The 16,087-nt window shown below is 72.8% G+C and carries 12 protein-coding genes; 8 read left to right on the top strand and 4 right to left on the bottom strand.

Going from position 1 to position 16,087, the window contains the following annotated elements:
• Positions 1 to 10: 10 nt before the first annotated feature.
• A complete protein-coding gene (gene mobB / locus EYW49_RS08755) occupies positions 11 to 511 on the top strand; it encodes a molybdopterin-guanine dinucleotide biosynthesis protein B (RefSeq protein ID WP_131308349.1) in 501 nt (166 codons plus the stop codon).
• Between the two features lie 16 nt (positions 512 to 527).
• On the opposite strand, the gene EYW49_RS08750 is transcribed toward mobB, so the two are convergent.
• Together EYW49_RS08750 and EYW49_RS08745 are read right to left on the bottom strand one after the other, a co-directional pair.
• A complete protein-coding gene (locus EYW49_RS08750) occupies positions 528 to 1,457 on the bottom strand; it encodes an FkbM family methyltransferase (RefSeq protein WP_131308346.1) in 930 nt (309 codons plus the stop codon).
• A 114-nt stretch (positions 1,458 to 1,571) separates the two neighbouring features.
• Positions 1,572 to 3,974, bottom strand: a complete 2,403-nt coding sequence (locus tag EYW49_RS08745) for a GumC family protein (RefSeq protein WP_131308343.1) — start codon at positions 3,972 to 3,974, stop codon at positions 1,572 to 1,574.
• A 185-nt stretch (positions 3,975 to 4,159) separates the two neighbouring features.
• Here EYW49_RS08745 and EYW49_RS08740 point away from each other — a divergent pair, with 185 nt between their 5' ends.
• The 7 genes from EYW49_RS08740 (at position 4,160) to EYW49_RS08710 (ending at position 13,661) form a co-directional block, all read left to right on the top strand.
• The gene (locus EYW49_RS08740; protein ID WP_131308340.1) at positions 4,160 to 5,695 is read left to right on the top strand and encodes a hypothetical protein; all 1,536 of its coding nucleotides are present in this window, start codon (positions 4,160 to 4,162) and stop codon (positions 5,693 to 5,695) included.
• Entirely contained in the window at positions 5,695 to 6,852 is a 1,158-nt protein-coding gene (locus tag EYW49_RS08735; RefSeq protein WP_131308337.1) for a glycosyltransferase family 4 protein, read from the top strand. The genes EYW49_RS08740 and EYW49_RS08735 overlap by 1 nt, the downstream gene beginning before the upstream one ends.
• Positions 6,849 to 8,372 (top strand): glucosamine inositolphosphorylceramide transferase family protein, encoded by a 1,524-nt coding sequence (locus EYW49_RS08730; RefSeq protein ID WP_131308334.1) that lies wholly within the window; start codon positions 6,849 to 6,851, stop codon positions 8,370 to 8,372. The genes EYW49_RS08735 and EYW49_RS08730 overlap by 4 nt, the downstream gene beginning before the upstream one ends.
• A complete protein-coding gene (locus EYW49_RS08725) occupies positions 8,372 to 9,697 on the top strand; it encodes a lipopolysaccharide biosynthesis protein (RefSeq protein ID WP_131308331.1) in 1,326 nt (441 codons plus the stop codon). Before EYW49_RS08730 ends, EYW49_RS08725 begins: the two co-directional genes overlap by 1 nt.
• 187 nt (positions 9,698 to 9,884) lie before the next feature.
• Entirely contained in the window at positions 9,885 to 10,625 is a 741-nt protein-coding gene (locus EYW49_RS08720) for a WecB/TagA/CpsF family glycosyltransferase (protein WP_228259545.1), read from the top strand.
• Between the two features lie 4 nt (positions 10,626 to 10,629).
• A complete protein-coding gene (locus EYW49_RS08715) occupies positions 10,630 to 11,802 on the top strand; it encodes a glycoside hydrolase family 5 protein (protein ID WP_131308325.1) in 1,173 nt (390 codons plus the stop codon).
• Positions 11,799 to 13,661 carry an alpha/beta fold hydrolase gene (locus EYW49_RS08710; RefSeq protein WP_131308322.1) on the top strand — a complete coding sequence of 621 codons (1,863 nt, stop codon included), beginning with the start codon at positions 11,799 to 11,801 and terminating at the stop codon, positions 13,659 to 13,661. Before EYW49_RS08715 ends, EYW49_RS08710 begins: the two co-directional genes overlap by 4 nt.
• 15 nt (positions 13,662 to 13,676) lie before the next feature.
• Here the strand turns inward: EYW49_RS08710 and EYW49_RS08705 are convergent, their stop codons facing one another.
• Together EYW49_RS08705 and chrA are read right to left on the bottom strand one after the other, a co-directional pair.
• Positions 13,677 to 14,609, bottom strand: a complete 933-nt coding sequence (locus EYW49_RS08705) for a 3-hydroxyacyl-CoA dehydrogenase NAD-binding domain-containing protein (protein ID WP_131308319.1) — start codon at positions 14,607 to 14,609, stop codon at positions 13,677 to 13,679.
• Between the two features lie 129 nt (positions 14,610 to 14,738).
• Positions 14,739 to 16,058: a chromate efflux transporter gene (gene chrA, locus EYW49_RS08700; RefSeq protein ID WP_131308316.1), complete on the bottom strand. Its 1,320-nt coding sequence runs from the start codon at positions 16,056 to 16,058 to the stop codon at positions 14,739 to 14,741.
• Positions 16,059 to 16,087 lie beyond the last annotated feature (29 nt).

Below are 16,087 nucleotides of genomic sequence, written 5' to 3'. Positions count from 1 at the left end.
CGAGCGACACATGAAGATCTTCGGACTGGTCGGCCGTTCCGGCTCCGGCAAGACGACCCTGATGGTGGCCCTGCTGCCGGCGCTGATCCGCCGCGGCTTGACCGTCTCGACGGTCAAACACGCCCATCACGGCTTCGATCTCGACCGGCCCGGCAAGGATTCGTTCCGCCACCGCGAGGCCGGCGCCGGCGAGGTGATGCTGGTCGCCGGCGACCGTTGGGCCCTGATGCACGAGATCCGCGACGGGGTCGAACCGCCGCTCGAAGAGCTGATCGCTCGCCTCGCCCCGGTCGATCTGGTGCTGATCGAGGGTTTCCACACCCACGCCCACCCGACCATCGAGATTCATCGCCCGTCCGAAGGCCACGACCTGATGTGGCGCGAGAACTCCGACATCGTCGCGGTGGCCAGCGACCAGCCCTTGATCGGGGTCGGCGTGCCGGTCCTCGACCTCGACGACGTCGAGGCGATCGCCGATTTCGTCTGCCGCCGCGTCGGTCTCGCCGGCTGACTCCGCCGCGCCGCGGTCACGCGACCCGCGTGGCCCGACGGGTCGCCAGCACCATGGCGTGGCCGATGCCGCCGAGCGCCGCCGCGTCGACCGGTTGCAGCGTCGTGCCGACCCGTTCGAGATCGAAGCCGAAGTCGTCGAGCACCGCGAGGAGGCCGGCGGGATCCTCGCCGACGCCGCGGATCTGGCCCGGCGACCATTCGAACAGGATCCGCATCTCCGGCTGGCGTTCGATCAGCCCGCGCATGCCGCGCAGCACGAAGGGCTCGGCGCCCTCGACGTCGATCTTGACCAGATCGATGCGTTCATCGTTGGCGCGGAAATGGTCGTCGAGCGACACCGCCGCGACCTCGATCGCGATCGAGGCATCGCGCAGGGTGTCGAGATCGGCCTGCCGGGTCTGGCCGATGCTGGTGTTGCCCTTGTATTTCTGGCGCTGATGCAGCGTCAGGGTGCCGGAGGTCTCGTAGGCCGCCTTGTGCACCAACTCGACATCGTCGAAGAACCAGTTGAGATTGACGTTGTCGGTCAGGTATTCGAAGGTCACCGGATCGGCCTCGAACGCCCACAACTTGCCGCCCGGGCGATTGAGCCGACCGGCGAGGCAGGCGAAGTAACCGACGTTGGCGCCGACGTCGACGAAGTTCATGCCCGGCTTCAGGATGTCGACCAGCAACTGCGTGGTCTCGGGCTCCCACAGACCCTCCAGCAGCAGGATCGGCGTCAGGATGATGTCGCGGGTGTCGAGGATCATCCGCACCCCGTGGCGGGTCCGGGTCAACACGCGATGATCGCCGAGAAACACGCTGGGCGGAACCGTCGGAGCCGGCGCGGGGGCCGGGGCCGGCGCGACCGCGATCATCGGGGCGGGTTCCGGCGTGGCATCGGGGCTCCGCGCCCCTCCGAACAGGCGGCCGAACAGGCCACCGGGCGAAGATCCGGTCATCGCAGAGTCCTTTCGGGTCGGCCGACGGGAAGCGGGAGGAACGACACCGCACCACCATAGGCCATCCCACGCGCCGAGCCAGCCACCGCCGGCCTCCCGACGATCAAACCGACGTCAATCGCCGCCGGGCCGGTTCAGGGCAACCATCACCAGCCGCCGGTCGTCGCGCCGCCACACCTGCGTCGCCGCCGACAGGGCCTCGGGCGAGGTGCGCGCGGGATCGGCGATCACCAACACCGCGGGCACCGCATCGACCGCCGCCACGCTCAGCGACTGCGCCAGGGTGGCCGGCGCCGGACAGTCGAGCACCACCAGATCCCACATCCGGCAGAGATCGGCGATCAGTTCCGGAAAGCCCGGATCCGCGGCCACCGACCAGAAGCCGGCGGGTCGGCCGTCGAAGGCGGCGACGCTGACCCGGTCGTAGGTCTCGGCGGGCGGATCGCGGTCGAGATCGGCGGCGCCGTCGAGGAGGTCGCGCAACGACGGATCGAGGGCGCCGTCGCCGTCGTGGTCGGTGACGATCAGCGTGGCCAGCCCCGCAGCTTCCGCCGCACGGGCGATCGCCAGGGCCAGCGTGGTGCGGCCGATCGCCCCGGTCGCCGCGGTGACGATCAGCGCGGTGCCTGCGTCGGTCGGCAGATGGGCGAGGAAGGTCGCGGCGAATCCGGCGATCGCCCCGCGCGCATCGACCACGTCGAGATCGACGTCGATATCGGTGGCGTCCTCCGCCGATCCCACCAGCGTCGGCACGTCGGCGACCACCGGCAACCCGAGCGTGGCGAAGATCGTCGCCGCGTCGAGGCGGGACGGCACGGGCGGCGGCACGACGATCGCCGGCGACGGCCGGGCGACCACCGCGGCCGGAGCGATCGGGATTTCGGCCGGTGCGGCCGGCGCTGGTGCGATCGGTTCGGACGGGGCCGGTACCGGAAGGACGATCGGGGCTTCCGCCGCCGCAGGAATCTGGGGCGTCGCGACCACCGCGGGCGGAGGGACCACAGCAGAGGGAGCGACCACCGCGGGCGGAGCGATCGCCACCGGCGTCACGGAGGGCGCGGCCACGGGGATCGCCGCTGCGGCGACCGACAGCGCCGGGGCCTCCTCGTGGTGCACCAGATCCGCCACCCGGACGCGGCGCAGCACGCCGAGCGGCGCGAACCGCGCCGGCACCGGGGCCTTGGGTCCGCGGCCCACGGCCCGGACTCCGCCGGCCAGCAGCCCGATCATCGCCCCGACCACCGCCACGACGATCGGGCTCGGCTTGTCGGACTTGGCCGGCGGCAGCGCCGGCGAGACGATCTCGGTGTCGGGACGGGTGAGCGCCGGCTGCTCCTGCGTCGCCTTCTGGCGGGTGAGGAACTGCTCGTAGATCTGACGGTCGCTCTGGGCGCGGCGGATCAGGTCGCGCAGTCCGACCTCGTCCTGGTCGAGCGCCAATTCGTCACGGGTGCGCGTGGTGAGTTCCAGTTCCGCCGCCGCCGTCTGCTTCGACAGGGTGTCGAGTTCGGTGCGCGCCTGTTCGACCAGCCGATCGGTCTCGGCGCGGATCTGGCCGGAGAGCGTGGCGAGGCGCTGCTGCGCCGCTTCGACGCGGGGATGCCGCGGCCCGAACACCCGCGTCGCCTCCGCCGACTGCCGCGTCTCCTCGGCGAACTGCGCCCTGAGCCCGGAGAGCAGGTCCGAGCGCGGCGAGGCCGAGCCGCCGACGTCCTGGGACCGTGCCCGCTTCAATTCCTCGAACCGCGCCCGCGCCTCCTCGAGGCGGCCACGCAGCGCCGTCGCCTGCTGGGTCAGCGCCGACAACCGCCGTTGCCCGACGCTGGCGTCCGCCCCGGCATCGAGCAGTCCGTGGGCCTGGCGATAATCGGCGACCGCCCGTTCAGAGGCCAGCGCCGCGGCGCGCAGATCGGCGAGCCGCGCCCCGAGCGCCCCCGACACGCCGGTCGAGGCCTCGATCCGCGTCGCGCTCTGGCGGCGCACGATGTCGGTGGCCACCAGATTGGCGATCTGCGCCGCGCCGGCGGCGCTGCGGGCGGTCATCGACACTTCGATCACATAGGTCAGGCCGCGCCGGGCGACCTTCAGCCCGCGCCGGAGCGTGGCGGCGACATCCGCCGACGCACTCGACGCCCCGGCGAGGTCGGGCATCGCCGCGAGCTTGGCGCTCTCGATCAGCGGAATCAGCACGCCGTCCGAGGTGGCGATCTCGGCGAGGCTGGCGATCGCCATGCCGTCGCCGCCGATCCCGGGCAGAACCTCGTCGGTCGATGTCGCCCGAGCGGTGCGCGGGTCGATCATGATCAGGGCGGTGGCGGTGTATTTCGCCGGCCACACCGTCCAGACGCCGACCGCCACCGCCGCCCCGAGGATCGTGGCGATCAGGATCGACGGCCAGCGGGCGGCGAGTGCCGCGGCCACGCCGGTGAGATCGATCAGCCCGGGCAGGCGCACGACGGGGGCCGCCGCGCGACCGCCCGGTTCCTCCCAGTCCAGCCCCGATCCAGCCGATGCCATGGCAGTCCTTCGATGGGTCGGCGGCGTCGCCCCCGAGGTGCCGCCGCGAGGCGCGGCCGGTCGCTCGTCGCCGGCATGCGCCACGCTCCATCAAGCGCGATCTTGGTTAACCCTTGCTTACGACTTCGGCGGTATCAGGAAAGAGACGCAACCGCCCGCGCAACGACCCTCGCGAGGAGGACCGGATGGACGCCGCCGCCCCGCGCCTCGGCGCACCGCCCGCCGACGGCAGGGCCACCGCCCCGGTCGCCTTCGGCTCGGTCGCGGCGACCTTGGCCCTGGCCTGCGGCGTCACCGCCGCGCCGATGCTCGCCCAACTGGTGTCGCCGCTGATCGGCGTGCCGCTCGCCGTGATCCTCGCCTTCCTCCTCGCCAACCACCTCTGGCGCTTCGTGCCGGCGGTGCTGATCTTCGCGATGATGTTCCAGAACCTGTTCGTGTCGCTGTTGTCGCCGCTGATCCCCGATGCCGACGTCTTCACCTTCATCCGCGGCTACACCTTTCTCGAGACCGTGGTGGTCTGGGCGGTGTTGATCGTCGATTTTCTACGCGCCCCCGCCGCGCATTCGCCGGCGATCCGCCGCCTGATCTTCCAGGGCCTCGGGCTGTTCGCGGTGATCGGCGCCTTCGCCGCCCTCGGTCTGCCGGCCAACGGCTCGGCGACCATCGTCTACACCCGCAACATCGTCACGCCGCTGCTGCTGTTCCACATCTGCCTGCTCACCGCCGCCCGCGCCCGCCTCGACGTCGGCCGGATGATCGTGGTCTATGCGGGCATGGTCTTCGCCTGCGGCTGGCTCGAGATGCTGTCGCGGCGCAGCTGGCTGGCGCTGACCAACGGCGACGGCTATTGGGAGTTCAACGCCGCCGGCATGCGCAGCTCGGGCTATTGGGAGGACGTGCTCGCCCAGACCGGCTTCGTCTATCGCGACATCGAGGACTATTTCCGTATCAACCTGTTCAACACCCCCTATTTCGACGGTATCGAAGTGATGCGCCTGCACGGGCCGAACATCCACGCCATCGCCTTCGGCTATGCCCTGGCCTTCCTGGCGCTCTACCTGATCGCCGCCGGCCGGCCGCTGTTCGCGGCGCTTTCCGCGCCGCTGCTGGTGCTGGCCTCGGTCAAGGGCGCGATGGCGCTCTTGCTGCTGGTCGTCGCCGCCTGGGTCGGCTCGCGGGCGATCGGCGCCGCGCGGACCTTGCCGGTGCTGCTGGCGGTATTGGTGATCTATGTCGCGGCGATGATCGTCACCGGGCTCGCCGGCGGCGACTACCACGTGATCGGTCTGATGGGCGGGCTCAAGGGCTTCGTCGCCCTGCCGCTCGGCCACGGCATCGGCTCGGGCGGCAACCTCGCCGGCGCCATCACCATGGCGGAATGGTCGAAGGCCCAGGAGGCCGGCAGTTTCGACGGCGCGGTGGAGAGTGCGATCGGCGTGCTGTTGTGGCAGATGGGGGTCGCCGGCCTGCTGGTTCTCGCCCATTATCTGGCGATCGCCGCGCGGGCCTGGCGTCTCTACGCCCGCTCCGGCAACCTCCACCAGGGCCTCGCCGCCTTCGCCACGCTGATCGTGGTGGTCAACGGCCTGTTCCAGGAGGAGGCGCTCTTCTCGCCGCTCGCCCTCGGCCTGGTCCTGGCCTTCACCGGTCTGGTGATCGGATCCGCCGAACGCCGTCCCGAACCGGCGCCCGCCGCCCTCGCCGTCGAGAGGACCTGATGGCCGACACGCCCGACACCCCGGCGAGCCCGCCGGCCGCCCGCCCGCGGACCGTGCTGATGATCCAGACCCAGGCGGAGAACGCCGGCGCCCAGGAGATCTCCCGTCTGGTCGGCGCCGGCCTCGCCCGCCGCGGCCACGCGGTGCGCCATCTGTTCTTCTACAGCCGCACCGGGGGAGCCACCGATCTCGGCGACGTCGAGGTCTGCGTCGCCGCACGGCCCGGCAATCCGCTGGCCTTCGCCCGTTTCCTGGTCGAGACCCGCCGCCGCATCGCCCGCATCGCCCCCGACGTGGTCCTGACCTTCCAGCACTGGGGCAATGTCCTCGGCGCCCCCCTGTCGCGACTCGCCGGCGTCCCGGCGATCGTCGCCAATCAGGTCTCGGCGACCGAGGTCACCAACGGCCCTTTGCGCATCGTCGACCGCGCGCTCGGCCGCTTCGGCCTCTACGACCGGATCACCGTCAATTCCGACGAGACGGCGCGGCTCTATGCCGGCCATCCCGCCGCCTACCGCGCCCGCATCGTGGCGATCCCCCACGGCTTCGAGCGCAAGAAGAGCCCGCTCGACCGCGCCGAGGCCCGCCGCCGCCTCGATCTGCCGCAGGACGTCGAGCTCCTCGGCTGCGCCGCCCGGCTCCATCCGACCAAGCGCCTCGACGCCGCGGTGCGTCTCCTCGCCCGCATGCCCGACCGCCATCTCGCGCTGGCCGGCCAGGGCCCCGACCTCGCCCGCCTGACCGGCTTCGCCCACGAGCTCGGCGTCGCGGCCCGCGTCCATTTCGTCGGCGAGCTGCAACCGACCCGAGTCGGCGATTTCCTCGCCGCCCTCGACGTCTTCGTCTTCCCCACCGCCGCCGAGACCTTCGGCCTCGCCGGGGTCGAAGCCGCCCAGGCCGGCATTCCGGTGGTCGCCGCCGACCTGCCGGTGCTGCGCGAAGTGCTGGCCTGCGACGGCGCCGCCGCCGCGCTGTTCGTCGACCCGACCGACGGCGCCGCCTTCGCCGCGGCGGTCGACCGGATCTTCGCCGATCCGGGGCTCGCCGCCGACCTCCGCCGCGCCGGCGCCGGGCTCGATCGGCGCTTCTCGCTCGATGCGATGGTCGACGCCTACGCCCGCCTGATCGATGACGTGACCGGAGGGGGGATGCGATGAAGCTGCTGCTGATCGTCGAAACCGCCCGCCCGCGCCGTTGGATGGCCGACCTCGCCGCGTCGCTGATCGCGCGCGGCCACCTCGTGCGTTGCGAGGGCGTCACCGCACCACCGCCGCCGGCGCTCCTCGCCGAAGTGCTCGAGCTCGAGCGCCTGCTGGTCGGCCGCCTGCGGCCGAGCGGCGCCGACCGGGTTGCGCCGACGACCATCGCGCCGCCGCCCGACGCCGACTTCGCCCCCGACCTGACCCTCGATCTGACCAGAGCGCCGCCGGAGCCCGGCCCGGCAAACCGGCTGGTCCTCCACGCCGACGGCCTTCCCGGCGAAGATGCGGCGATCGCCGCGCTCACCGCCGGATCGACCCCGCTGATCGAGATCGTCGACACCGCCGGCGCCGTGGTCGAACGCGGCCTGCCCTCGCTCGAGGCGGCGGCCGGCCTGCGCGGTGGGATCGAAGCGGTCGGCGCTCGGGTCGCGACCCTGGTCCTCGCCCATGTCGGCGCCGTCGCCGCCGGCCGCGCCCGCCCGATCCCGCCGGCGATTTTCGCGCCCGCCCGCGGCCTCGCCCGCTCCGCGGGCCGCGCCTTGGCCCAGACCTTGGCCGCGACGCTGGTGCGCAGCGTCTATCGCCTGTGCTGCCACGCCCCCCATTGGCGGGTCGGCTGGCGCCTCCACGACGGCCCGGGCATCGCCGAGACCGGCGATCTCTCCGGCCCGCTGTTTCAGGTCCTCGCCGATCCCGGCCCGCGCTTCTACGCCGATCCCTTCGTCGCCACCTGGGAGGGCCGCACCGCGCTGTTCGTCGAAGACCTCGACCACCGCCTCGGCCGCGGCGTCGTCTCGGCGATCCCCTTCGACGCGCGCGGCCCCAGCGGCCCCGCCCGACCGGTGCTCCAAGAGCCCTGGCACCTCTCCTACCCCTTCGTCTTCGCCCATGACGGCGCGCTGTGGATGATCCCCGAGAGCACCGGCGCCCGCGACGTCGCGCTCTACCGCTGCACCGCCTTCCCCGACCGCTGGGAACGGGTGGCGACGCTGCTCGACGATCTGGTCCTGTCCGACGCCACGATCTTCGAACACGCCGGCCGCTGGTGGATGTTCGGCACGGCGCGCGACGGCGGCGGCGGCTGGTCCGACACCCTGTCGATCCACGTCGCCCCCTCACCCTTCGGCCCCTGGCGGCCGCACGCGGTCGAGGCGCCGCTGGTCGATCGCACCCAGGCGCGTCCGGCCGGCGCGGTGTTCCGCCGCGGCGACCGGCTGTTCCGCCCCGCCCAGGATTGCAGCGACGGCTACGGCGGCGCCCTGGTGCTGGCCGAGATCACCCGGCTCGACGACGACGATTTCCGCCAGGAGGTCCGCGCCGTGCTGCGTCCCGGCCGGCGCTGGCCCGGCCGTCGCCTCCACACCCTCAACCGGGTCGGCCGCCTCGAGGTGATCGACGGCTCGGTGCTGCGGCCGCGCTCCCGCCTGCTCGCCCGCGTGGTCGAGGCGCGGACCCGCCCGCGAGGCGAACCGTGATGTCGCGTCTCGCCCGTGCCCTCGCCGACCGCTCGATCCGCGGCGCCGGCCTCGCCCTGGCGGTCAAGGTCGCCGGCTCGGGCACCGCTCTGGTGATGTTCGCGCTGGCCGCGCGCACCATGGACGTCGCCGCCTTCGGCCTCCTGGTGATCGTGTTCAACGTCGTGTCCTTCCTCGCCGTCCTGGCGGTGCTCGGACAGGAGACACTGATCCTGCGCGCCTGGGGCGAGTTCGTCGAACAGGCCCCGGGCACCGCCCGCGGCGCCCTGCGCTGGGGCCTCGCAGTGGCGAGCGGCGGTGCGCTTCTCGCCGCCGCCGGCTTCGTCGGTTGGGCCGGCTTCGTCGACGGCCGTCTCGCCGCCCCCGATCTCGCCGCGGCGGCCGCCTTCCTGGTGACCCAGACGCTGCTGCTCTACGCCTCGAGCCTGACCCGGGCGGTGCGCGGCATCCTCCATTCCGAACCCCATCGCGAACTGACCTGGCGCCTGCCGCTGGTGCTGGTGCTCGGCCTCGGCCTCTTGGCCGGTCGCACCACCTCGATCGCCACCTTCTTCGCGGTGGCAACCGTCGGCCAGATCGTCGCGCTCCTCGCCCAGACCGTGGCGGTGCGGCGCGGCCTGCCCGCCGCGGTCCGCGTCGCACGCCCGACCTATCTGGCCGCGGCCTGGTCGCGACTGGGCGCCACCATGACCAGCGCGGCGATGATCGAGGCGGCCAATCAATATGCCGACGTGGTGCTGATCGGCGCGCTCGCCGGGCCGCGCGTCTCGGCCGGTTGGTTCGTGGCGGTGCGCATCGCCAACGTCTTCACGATGCTGACCAGCGGCCTGCACAACTACACCGCCTCGCGCATCTCGACCCTCTACTTCGCCGACCGCCACGTCGAACTCCAGGCCTTGATGAGCCGGGTGATGGCGCTGGCCCTGGTGCTGGTCGCCGCGGTCCTCGCCGGCGTGCTGTTCGGCGGCGGCTGGCTGTTGTCGCTGTTCGGCGCGGCCTATCGCGAGCAGACGACGATCCTGTCGATCCTCGCCGGTGTCACCGCCTTCGGCACCCTCGCCGGCCCCGGGCCGCTGTTGATGCTGACCACCGGCCGCGAGCAGCTCTATCTGCGCCTGATCGCCGTCGCCCTGGTGGTGCGGGTGGGACTCTTCGTCGCATTGGTGCCGAATTTCGGGCTGATCGGCGCGGCGATCGCCGTGGTGATCGCGGTTGCCCCGTTGGCGATCGTCGTCACCGTCGTGTGCATCCGAAAAATCGGCATCGATCCGAGCATCTTCGGGATCTTCCATAAAATGCCGATGAATTCGCCCGATCGCGATTAACGTTTACAGCTAAAATGCCAATTTGAATCGCTGCGGATTCACTCCTTCGACGGGGCGTGACGCTAGGGTTCTCGGCGGGAGAAGCCCGTCGATGAACAAACATTCGACTCCCGTGGTCGGTCGCAACCCTCGAGGTAGCGGCCTCCACCACGCAGAGACGTCACCACTCGCTCGCAGCCAACGGTCCGTGCTCATCGGCGGCCTGCCGATCGCCGTGGTCGATCGGCCGGAGGCGGCGCGCCGTATCGTCGAAGTGGCGCTGTTGCGCCGTGGCGTGGCCATGCCCCCGAGCTTCCAGACGTCCGCCAACGGCCAGGTTCTGGTGCTGTGCGATCGCGATCCCGAGGTGCGCCGCCAGTTCCTCGCCGCCGACGCGATCCATGCCGACGGCATGCCGATGGTCTTCGCCTCGTGGCTCTTGACCGACACGCCGCTGCCCGAGCGCGTCGCCACCACCGATCTGATCCACGACGTGATGGGACGGGCGGCCACCGACGGCGTCCGCTCCTTCCTGCTCGGCGCCACGGCGGACGTCAACCGCGACGCCGTCGCCACCCTCAACCGGCTCTATCCCGACGCGCCGGAAGTGCGCGGCCACCACGGCTATTTCGCCCGCGACGAGGAGGAACGGATCATCGATCTGGTCAACGACTTCGCCCCCGACGTGCTGTGGCTCGGCCTCGGCGTGCCCAAGGAGCAGGACTTCGCGCTGCGCAATCTCCACCGCCTGACCGGGGTCGGCGTGGTCAAGACCGCCGGCGGCCTGTTCGACTTCGTCGCCGGACGCCGGCCGCGCGCGCCGCGACTGCTCCAGGACCTCGGGCTGGAATGGGCCTGGCGCACCGCCCTCGAGCCGCGCCGCCTCGGGCCCCGTTATTTCCACACCAATTTCTCGGCCCTGCGCCTGCTCCTGACCCGGACGGGGTGACCGCATGGACCACGCCGCCGTCGCCCGCACCGTGATCCTCGCCGCCGCCCTCTTCGCCGGGCCGGTCGCCGCCGCGACCCCCGACTGTCCGGTGGCGCCGGGGGATCCGCTGGCGCGCGGCTTCTCGCTCACCGGCTGGTTCGACGACGTCCCCGCGCGCCCACCCGAGGCCCGCATGCTCGCCGACCTGCGCGCCCGCGGCATGACCCATGTGCGCCTGCCGGTCCGCGCCGAGACCCTGTCGCCGCGCTTCACACCGGCCGCCGACGTCGCCCGCACCCGCCGGGCGGTCGCCGCGGCGATCGACCGGCTGCTCGCCCTCGACTTCGCGGTGGTCGTCGATCTGCACGGCGGCGACGCCCTGGAGACCCTGTTCCGCACCGATGCTTCCGCCGCCGAACGGGCGGTGATCGCCATCTGGACCGAGCTCGGGCCGATCCTCGCTGCCCGCCCGGCCGGTCGCGTCTTCGCCGAGATCCTCAACGAACCGCCGCTCGACGATGCCACCTGGGCCCGCATGCAGGCCGAGATCGTCGCCGCAGCGCGCCGGGTGATGCCGTCCACGACGCTGATCCTGTCGACCGGCGGTCCGCAGCGGGTCGAGCGCCTCGCCGCATCGACCCCGCTGCCCGACCCGGCGACGGTCTGGGCGGTGCACTATTACGATCCGATGGTCTTCACCCACCAGGGCGCCGACTGGATGCGGCCCGATCCGATCGCCGAGTTGAAGGGCGTGCCCTTCCCCTTCCGCGGCGACGATCGCCGCCTCGCCGCGCTCGCCGCCACCGCCCGAGCCGGCGGCGCCGGCGAGGTCGCGACCTATCTCGACAGCCTGCGCGCCGTGACCTTCGGCCTCGACGACATCGAGCGCCACATGGCGCGCTTGGCGGACTGGAGCCGGGCGCGCTCGCGTCCGGTGGTGATCGGCGAATTCGGCGTCTACCGCGGCGCCGCCGCGCCGGCCGAGCGCCGGGCCTGGCTCGCCGCGGTCACCGCCGCCGCCGAGCGCCATTGCCTGGGCTGGACCCATTGGGAATTCCGCGACGGCTTCGGCTTCGTCAACGCCGACGGGCGCCTCGATACGGCGACCCTCGCCGCCCTGCTGCCGCTCGCCCCGCTCCCCGCGACCGCCCGCCCGTCGCGGCCGGCCTCCGCCCGCAGCGAGGGCACGCCATGATCCGCTCGGCCCTCTTCGCCTCCGCCGCGTCGTTGTTCCTCCCGCTTCCCGCGGCGCTGCGCCGTTTCCGCCCCGCGACCGTGCCAGCCGCCGCTCAGCCCGCGCCGGCCGGCACCCGGCGCCTGCCGCGCCCGGTCGCCCTCGGCGACGCCGCCGCCTGGTTCCATCCCGCCGCCGGGCGCCGCGGCGTGGTGATCGCCGGCGCCTTCGGCTACGAGGACCTCTGCGCGCGGCCCGCCCTCACCGGCTTCGCCGACGCCTGCGCCGCCGCCGGCCTGCCGGCCCTGCGCTTCGACTGGCGCGACACCGGCGATTCCCTCGATCTGCCGCCCGAAGCCGACCGCGTCGCCGCCTGGATCGACGACGTCGGCCGCGCCGTCGACTGGATGCGCCGGGTCGTCGGGGTGCGCGAAGTGGTGCTGGTCGGCTTCCGCCTCGGCGCGCTGATCGCCGCCGCCGCCACCCGCCGAGAGGCCCCCGTCGAACGGCTGGTGCTGCTCGCCCCGCCCAACGGCGGCCGCGCCCATGCCCGCGAACTGACCATCCTCGCCCGCCTGACCGGTGCCCCGATCGATCCGACCCTCGCCCCCGGCGACGTCGACATCGCCGGATTCCGCCTCTCCGCCGCCACCCTGGCGGGGCTGCGGGCGATCGATCTCGAAGCCCTCGACCATTGCCCGGCCGCCGACGTCCTGGTGGTCGGCGAAGCCGACTCGCCCGCCACCGCCCGCTTGGTCGAGCGTCTGGCGGCGACCGGCGCCCACGTCGACTGCGAGCCCTTCGAGGGCTATGCCCGGATGATGTGCGATCCGACCGCCTCGGAGCCGCCGCTCGCCACCCTCCGGCGGGTGGTCGATCGTCTGGTGCGGCCCGGCCTGCCGATGCCGGTCGCCGCGCCGCGCCGAGCGCCGCTCGCCCCGCCGGTGCTGCACGGCGACGGTTGGACGGAGGAGGCGCTGGTCTTCGCCGACGGCCTGATCGGCATCCTGTGCCGCCCGGCCGACGGCGGATCGCCCGACCATGCGGCGATCTGGATGAATTCCGGACGCAACCACCACATCGGCTGGGCCCGCCAGACCGTCGACCAGTCGCGCCGCCTCGCCGCCGCCGGGGTGGCGGTGCTGCGCTTCGATTTCGCCGGCATCGGCGACAGCCCGGCCCGCCCGGCGACGCCGCGCACCGCGCTCTACCACGGCGACGGCCGCACCGACGTCTTCGCCGCCCTCGACGAGATGGAGCGTCGCGGCTACCGCCGCATCACCCTGATCGGCGCCTGTTCCGGCGCCCATCAGGCGTTCCACGCCGCCGCCGACCCCGACCCGCGCATCGCCGGGCTGGTGCTGGTCAACACCCTGTGCTTCGTCTGGGCGGCGGCCTATGCGGTCCATCTCTCCGCCTGGATGACCGCTCGTCCCCACGAGTTCGAGGCCGAGGTCCGCGCCGCCTCCGGGCCCGAAGATGCGCCGCCCCTCGGCGCCCTCGCCCGCCTCCTGGCTCCGGCCCGCAGCCTCGCCCGGCCGATCCTCGCCGGCCTACGGCGGGTGCTGCTCGGGCGCAGCGACGGGCTCGTCGAGCGGCGCTTCCGCGACTTCGCGCGCCGCGGCCTCGCCGTCTCGGTGGTGCTCTCCGACGGCGACCGGGCGGTCGAGGAATTCGAACACCATTGCGGACCCGGCGGCGAACGGGTCGCCGACCTGTCGGGACTCGAGATCGTCCGGATCGCCGACGCCGACCACTCGCTGACCACGGTCGCCGCCCGCACCGCGCTCGGCGACCACCTTCTCGCCCGCCTCGCGCCTTCGGCCGACGCCGACCGGCGGCTCACGCCGCCCGGCGCCGATCCCCGCCGCCGCGCCTGAGCGGCGTCGCGCCGGTCACAGTTCGGCCTTGAGCCGCATCAGCCCGAGCAGGAACTTGTCGCGCCGCGCCGCCAGTTCCGCGGTCGAGCGCCCGGCGACCTCCTCGAGGATCGCCGCCTCGACCAGCGCAATGGTCTCCGGGGTCAGGTCGGGATGGCCGAGATCGTCCCACCAGCTCTGCACCGGCCCGCCGAGATGCTTCAGGAAGGCGCCGATGCCGCCCTCGCCGCCGCCGAGATGGAAGGTCAGCGACGGCCCCATCAGCGCCCAGCGCATGCCCGGCCCGTAGGACATCGCGTCGTCGACGTCCGCCGCACTGGCCACCCCGGTCAGCACCAGATGCAGCGCCTCGCGCCACACCGCGCCCTGCAGACGGTTGGCGACGTGGCCGGTGACCTCCTTGTTGAGGCGGATCGGGTGCTTGCCGATCGCCCGGTAGAAGTCGATCGCCGCCTGCATCGCCGCGTCGCCGGTCTGGCGCCCGGCCACCACCTCGACCAGCGGGATGATGTGCGGCGGGTTGAACGGATGGCCGATCAGGCAGCGCTCGGGATGGGCGCAGGCGCTCTGGACGTTGGAGATCTTCAGCCCCGACGAGCTCGAGGCGATCACCACGTCGGCCGGCAGCACCGCGTCGAGGCGGCGGAACAGATCGATCTTGAGGTCTTCGCGTTCCGGCCCGCTCTCCTGCACGAAGTCGACGCCGTCGAGATCGAGCGCCCCGTCGGGGGTGATGGTCAGGCGGTCGAGGGAGGCGCCGGCATCGAGCCCCATCGCCTCGAGCACCGGCCAGAAGCGATGGACCATCTCCAGGATCCGCTCGCGCGACCCCGGCGCCGGATCGGTCGCCACCACGTCGAGCCCGCGCGCCAGGAAATAGGCCGCCCAGCTCGCGCCGATCGTCCCCGCACCGACCACGCCGATGCGCTTCACCACTCTGCCCGTCATCGCCTCGCCTCCCTGCCCGGCGACTTGGCGTCGCCGTGGATCGCATCGGTTTAATCCTGCCGTCGGGCAAAGGCTTGATTCAGGTCAACGGGGGCGGGAAAGCCGCCTTCGACCATAGTTTCGGGCCCCTCACCCCCAGGCCGCCAGACCCCAGCCGACCACCGCCGCCACGGCCAGCGTGCGCGCCACGCCGAACCGCAGCCCGAACAGCGCGGCCGCGGCCAGCGCCGCCACCACCGCGGCGCGCGGATCGAAACTCGCCGCCACCGGCACCGCCAGCCGCACCGGCCCGACCTGCCAAGTGCCGACCGCACCGAACAGCACGTGCAGCGCGAACCACAGGGCGAGATCGGCGATCACCCCGACCACCGCCGCGCCGATCGCCGCCGAGGCGGCGGAGAACCAGCGGTTGGCGCGCAGCCGCTCGACATGGGGGGCGCCGAGGAAGATCCACAGGAAGCACGGCGCGAAGGTCACCCAGGTGGTGACCACCGCCCCGAGGAGCCCACCGACCAGCGGCGGCAAGGCCCCCGGCGCTCGGAAGCCGGCGAGGAACCCGACCCAGGTCAAGACCAGGATCAGCGGCCCCGGCGTCGTCTCGGCGAGCGCCAGACCGTCGAGCATCTCGCCCGGGGTCAGCCAGCCGTCGACCGCCACCACGTGCTGGGCGACCGCCGCCAGCACCGCATAGGCGCCGCCGAAGGTCACCACCGCCATCTGCGAGAAATAGGTCGCGAGTGCCAGAAACCGGCTGTCGGCGCCGAAGATCACCGCCACCGCGACGATCGGCACGAGCCAGACGCCGCCCCATACGGCGATCACCCGCCCCGCCCGTCCGAACCCGCCCGCCTCCGACCGTGGCGCCGCCGGCACTGCCGCGCCCTCGCCGCCGAGCACCGCGCCGATCGCCCCGGCGACCAGCACCACGACAGGGAAGGGCACCGCGAACACCGCGAGGGCGAGAAAGGCGGCGATCGCCAGGACCAGCGCCCGCGGCGTCTTCAACGCCCGTCGCCCGACCTTGATCACCGCCTGCACGACGATCGCCAACACCGCCGCCTTGAGCCCGAAGAACTGGCCGGAGAGCCAGGAGGTCGACCGGAACTCGACATAGAGCACCGACAGGGTGGTCAGCAGCACGAAGCCCGGCAGCACGAACAGCCCGCCGGCGATCAGGCCGCCGCGCGTGCCGTGCATCAGCCAGCCGAGATAGGTCGCCAGCTGCTGCGCCTCAGGCCCCGGCAGCAACATGCAGAAATTGAGGGCATGGAGAAATCGGTCCTCGTCGACCCAGCCGCGCTCCTCGACCACCTCCTGGTGCATCAGGGCGATCTGGCCGGCCGGTCCGCCGAACCCGAGGCAGCCGATTCGCGCCCACACCCGCGTCGCCTCGGCGAGGCTCGGCGGCGGGCGGTCGGCGGCGCAAGGGTTGGGCGTCGGGTCGGCCATGGAATCCGTCGCGGTCGGTGAAGGGCGCG

Source organism: Siculibacillus lacustris (genome assembly GCF_004328075.1).
Lineage (GTDB): Bacteria > Pseudomonadota > Alphaproteobacteria > Rhizobiales > Ancalomicrobiaceae > Siculibacillus > Siculibacillus lacustris.
The sequence above is the reverse complement of the archived record's forward strand: the minus strand, read 5'-3'. Positions and strand labels throughout refer to the sequence as shown.

Bases quoted from the DNA above. Each gene is read 5' to 3' on its own strand.
- EYW49_RS08750 (WP_131308346.1), bottom strand. From the start codon at position 1,457: ATGACCGGATCTTCGCCCGGTGGCCTGTTCGGCCGCCTGTTCGGAGGG.
- EYW49_RS08710 (WP_131308322.1), top strand. From the start codon at position 11,799: ATGATCCGCTCGGCCCTCTTCGCCTCCGCCGCGTCGTTGTTCCTCCCG.
- EYW49_RS08715 (WP_131308325.1), top strand. From the start codon at position 10,630: ATGGACCACGCCGCCGTCGCCCGCACCGTGATCCTCGCCGCCGCCCTC.
- chrA (WP_131308316.1), bottom strand. From the start codon at position 16,058: ATGGCCGACCCGACGCCCAACCCTTGCGCCGCCGACCGCCCGCCGCCG.
- mobB (WP_131308349.1), top strand. From the start codon at position 11: ATGAAGATCTTCGGACTGGTCGGCCGTTCCGGCTCCGGCAAGACGACC.
- EYW49_RS08705 (WP_131308319.1), bottom strand. From the start codon at position 14,609: ATGACGGGCAGAGTGGTGAAGCGCATCGGCGTGGTCGGTGCGGGGACG.
- EYW49_RS08730 (WP_131308334.1), top strand. From the start codon at position 6,849: ATGAAGCTGCTGCTGATCGTCGAAACCGCCCGCCCGCGCCGTTGGATG.
- EYW49_RS08740 (WP_131308340.1), top strand. From the start codon at position 4,160: ATGGACGCCGCCGCCCCGCGCCTCGGCGCACCGCCCGCCGACGGCAGG.
- EYW49_RS08745 (WP_131308343.1), bottom strand. From the start codon at position 3,974: ATGGCATCGGCTGGATCGGGGCTGGACTGGGAGGAACCGGGCGGTCGC.
- EYW49_RS08725 (WP_131308331.1), top strand. From the start codon at position 8,372: ATGTCGCGTCTCGCCCGTGCCCTCGCCGACCGCTCGATCCGCGGCGCC.
- EYW49_RS08735 (WP_131308337.1), top strand. From the start codon at position 5,695: ATGGCCGACACGCCCGACACCCCGGCGAGCCCGCCGGCCGCCCGCCCG.